At 37.3% G+C, this 3875-nt stretch carries 4 protein-coding genes; 1 reads left to right on the forward strand and 3 read right to left on the reverse strand.

Annotated elements, in window-relative coordinates; translation table 11 throughout:
• Positions 1–458 (forward strand): DUF427 domain-containing protein (locus ACJAT0_RS12905; protein WP_415181985.1); only part of this gene is annotated, 458 nt, incomplete at its 5' end.
• Between the two features lie 1073 nt (positions 459–1531).
• On the opposite strand, the gene ACJAT0_RS12910 is transcribed toward ACJAT0_RS12905, so the two are convergent.
• The 3 genes from ACJAT0_RS12910 to ACJAT0_RS12920 all read right to left on the reverse strand — a co-directional run.
• On the reverse strand, positions 1532–2479 hold the full coding sequence (locus ACJAT0_RS12910; RefSeq protein WP_415181986.1) for a tRNA dihydrouridine synthase: 948 nt from the start codon (positions 2477–2479) through the stop codon (positions 1532–1534).
• A 113-nt stretch (positions 2480–2592) separates the two neighbouring features.
• Positions 2593–2820 (reverse strand): hypothetical protein, encoded by a 228-nt coding sequence (locus ACJAT0_RS12915; protein ID WP_415181987.1) that lies wholly within the window; start codon positions 2818–2820, stop codon positions 2593–2595.
• A gap of 275 nt (positions 2821–3095) precedes the next feature.
• Positions 3096–3875 (reverse strand): M28 family peptidase (locus ACJAT0_RS12920; protein ID WP_415181988.1); only part of this gene is annotated, 780 nt, incomplete at its 5' end.

Here is a 3875-nt window from a genome sequence, read left to right on the forward strand (position 1 = left end):
GTCAGCGTTCTGTTTGGGACTTTCCACGTCCACCTATAATTGAAAAAGTGACTAAAATTTTACTTGTAAAATACAAAGGTGAAACCATTGCAGATACTCAGAATGCTTATGCAGTTTTAGAGACAGCGAGCCCACCTACGTATTACATTCCATGTGAGGATGTAGAACTGCATATGCTATCACAAATATCTGGAAAAAGCTCCTTATGCGAGTGGAAAGGTGAAGCTAATTATTGGGCATTAAAGGAGAACAAAAATCGACCTGTCGCTTGGTCCTATGCAAATCCTTTTCAAGAATTTTCTGAGTTAAAAGACTACTTTGCTTTCTATCCACAACACTTAGAATGCTTTGTAGATGGCATTCAAGTAAAATCGCAACCTGGAGAGTTTTATGCTGGTTGGATCACACCTGACTTGACGGGACCTTTTAAAGGGGAAAGCGGTACAAGCCATTGGTAAGACTTATTAATATGAGGTGTAACACACTGTTGCAATAGAGTATTAAATAGCCTGTTTAAACTAACTTGATTTCTGTTGTATGTTGTAAACTAACTGACATAGTGCGTAAACACTGAGCTTATGTATACACATACAAACAATAATACTGCAACATCCACTTGTTAACGCTTGTTGCAGCCTTGATGTAATTTTGTTTTTTTAAAAATGATTTACTATTAGTCATATCGACACATTTATACAACAGAACAACTAATAATTCTCAATTAAGGTTCGTTTAAAAACAAAATAACGCCCTCTCTCATCACAGGAATTTAAGTATCGTTCATTATTAGTATTATACCTTACCTGAAATTTGGAATAACTGCTATTTTTTCTTCAAGATTTAATCTTGACCTGATAATGTAATTAACCCTGCGAGTGGTTGTAGATAGACCATTCTCTCTGAGAAATACAAGTAAATCTATACCACCAGAAGCCAACTCGTTTGCATCGGTTAATGCAAATAGACCTTTTAAAACCTCAATAATTTCTCTTAATAAACTAGAGCTTGTGCCTTTTCATAAATGATCTAAAGCTGGTGTATGAATATGAGATTCGTATCGCTTGCCTTTACCTATATAGAAGTATTTACTGGTTCTTGGTCGACTAATCCATAGACATAGTATTTTTTGGTTTTCAAATTATCTTACAATTATTTACAATGTTTATGTATATGGCTTATAACGTGCAAAACAGCGATTACTTTTCTGTTAAGTACGACCTCCTGAAGTGGTTCCATCACAATAATCCCTGTAAAACGAATAGATCATTCTCTAATAGTTACGACTATCCGCAATATGCTCAAAGCATTTAGGTTTTCGGAGAATTGAGCAGATTTATTTTTTCTTTTGTTACCGCATAAATTTTGAAGCATAGCTTATGTTAGGCTTGTAAATTTTAACGCAGAGAAAAGGAAAAAGAAAGAGCAGAAAATTCGGAAACCTAGGTGTTTTGAGTATATATTAAAATACGTGCTATAAAGTTTCAACCTGCAAGCTAATAACTTGCCAACTCAAAGAGGCACAGAGTCAAAACTAAAGAACCGTTTTTAAATTATCGTGTACTGCCTGCTCATAAGCACGCGGATTGTTGGCTTTTTTGATGGCCTTAAAAGCTTTCTGCGGATTGGGAAATGTCTGTGACCAGTATTCCCAAAACCCTTGCATTTTCATTTTGATAGGCGTAGGGCCTTGAAGAAATTCGTCGTATTCTTTATACAAGGTATCGTGGAATTCTCGGAATAGTTCCCATCGATTTTCTGGATAGACGTCTGTATTTGCCTTGATCATGCTGGGAAGAAAAGGATCGGCTATCAAGCCGCGCCCTAGCATCCAGTGATCAATTTTAGGAAATAGAGTTTGCATTTCTCTAAAACCTGCTACGGTGGTAATATCGCCGTTGTAATAGAGTTTGTGTTTAGAGGTATCCAAGCATTTTTGAAAAGACTCGAGATCAACGCCACCTTTGTACAATTGCTTTCCTATACGGGCATGAATGGCAATATTTTTAATTGGATATTTTTCTAGAATAGGAAAGGCTCCTAAAATCTCTGTGGGTTCGAGATAGCCCATTCTCATTTTCATGGAAACAATAACATCGGTTTCTGCATGTACCCGTTCTAAAATGTGATCAATCTTTCCAGGATCACAAATAAGCCCAGATCCCATTCCTTTCTTAGTCACCATAGGATAAGGACACCCTAGATTCCAGTTGAGTTCTTTGTACCCAAGAGACCTTATATAATGAACAGCGATTAGAAACTCATCAGCATCGTTAGTCATCACCTGTGGGATCAGCTCTGGAACATGATTATTCTCTATTTGCAAATCACGCTGGTATTTACCACCTATTTCTGGCTTGTTATTGAAGCGTATATAAGGGGCGTAAAAAGTATCAATTCCGCCAAAATATTTGTGAACTGCATTGCGGAATCTGAATTCAGTAAATCCCTGTAATGGGGAAGAAAGTAACGTAAAGGACATGTATGAGTATTGCTGTGCAAAGTTAGTCTAAGCGCAAGTAGTGTTTTAGATAAATAAAATAAAAATTTACAGGAAATTTGCGGTAACTTTTTACCTACTGGTGGAATTTTGTTTTAATGGTTCTTCTTCTTTATACGGTCTCGCACCTTCCATATGATGAGAACAATGCCTAGAACTATACCGATGACCATCAACCAGTTGCTGTATACACCAGTGTCAAAAAGCCATAAATGGATGCCGCAAAAGAAAATTAAAAGACCACCACTTAGAACACGAGTGCTGGATAGTTCTACGATGTTATCCAGAAGCATTCCCATACCTCTTAAACTATGAAATCCCATTTCATAAATGTAACTGTTTTTTGGTCGCTTTTCAAATATCATATTTTGCTGATAAAAAAAATAAAATCACGAAGGACTGTTAAAAGTAGCACTACAAAATTCTTTGTGACTACAAGCAAACGGTTGTCATAGGTATGATGCACTATAACACATAAAAAAATCTCTATCTGCAAAAGCAAATAGAGATTCTCAACTTATTTAAGGAATGAAAACAGGTGGTCGCAATTCATGATTGCTGGTATACCTTAAAATTTTCAAAGGAATAAGTCATCAACTTAAAACAAGCCTTCATTCTTATTAGAGAAATAATTAAAATCGTGATTGTTCTCAATTTTTAGTAAGGATTCATAAATCATCTTGATCACGTTTTCTACGTCATCTCTATGTACCATTTCTACCGTGGTATGCATATAACGCAAAGGAAGCGATATCAACGCACTAGGCACTCCACCATTGGAATACGCAAAGGCATCAGTATCGGTCCCTGTAGATCGTGAGGTGGCTCTTTTTTGGTACGGGATTTTCTTCTCATCTGCAGCGTCCATGATCAGGTTGCGCAAGTTGTTTTGAATAGCTGGCGCATAGGCGAGGACCGGTCCTTTTCCTATAGCGGCATCTCCATTAGATTTCTTATCGATCATAGGTGTAGTCGTGTCGTGTGTCACGTCTGTAATAATCGCTACGTCAGGCTTGATGGTATGGGTAATCATCTCTGCACCACGCAATCCTATTTCTTCTTGAACAGAATTGGTCACGTAAAGGCCAAAATCCAACTCCTGTTTATTTTCTTTGAGTAATCGAGCTACTTCAGCAATCATAAAACCACCCATGCGGTTATCGAGGGCACGACAAACAAATTTATTTTTGTTCAATACAAAAAACTCATCTGGATAAGTGATCACACAACCTACATCTACCCCTAGTGCGAGCACTTCGTCTTTGGTCTCGCAACCACAATCGATAAAGATATTATCTGCTTTTGGAGGCTCTTCTTTTGCTTTATTGCGGGTATGAATCGCTGGCCAGCCGAATACTCCTGTTACAATTCCTTTCTT

This window comes from Nonlabens sp., assembly GCF_047636915.1.
Taxonomy (GTDB): Bacteria; Bacteroidota; Bacteroidia; order Flavobacteriales; family Flavobacteriaceae; genus Nonlabens.

Coding starts and splice junctions, on each gene's coding strand:
- ACJAT0_RS12910 (WP_415181986.1), bottom strand. CDS start 2,479: ATGTCCTTTACGTTACTTTCTTCCCCATTACAGGGATTTACTGAATTC.
- ACJAT0_RS12915 (WP_415181987.1), bottom strand. CDS start 2,820: ATGGGATTTCATAGTTTAAGAGGTATGGGAATGCTTCTGGATAACATC.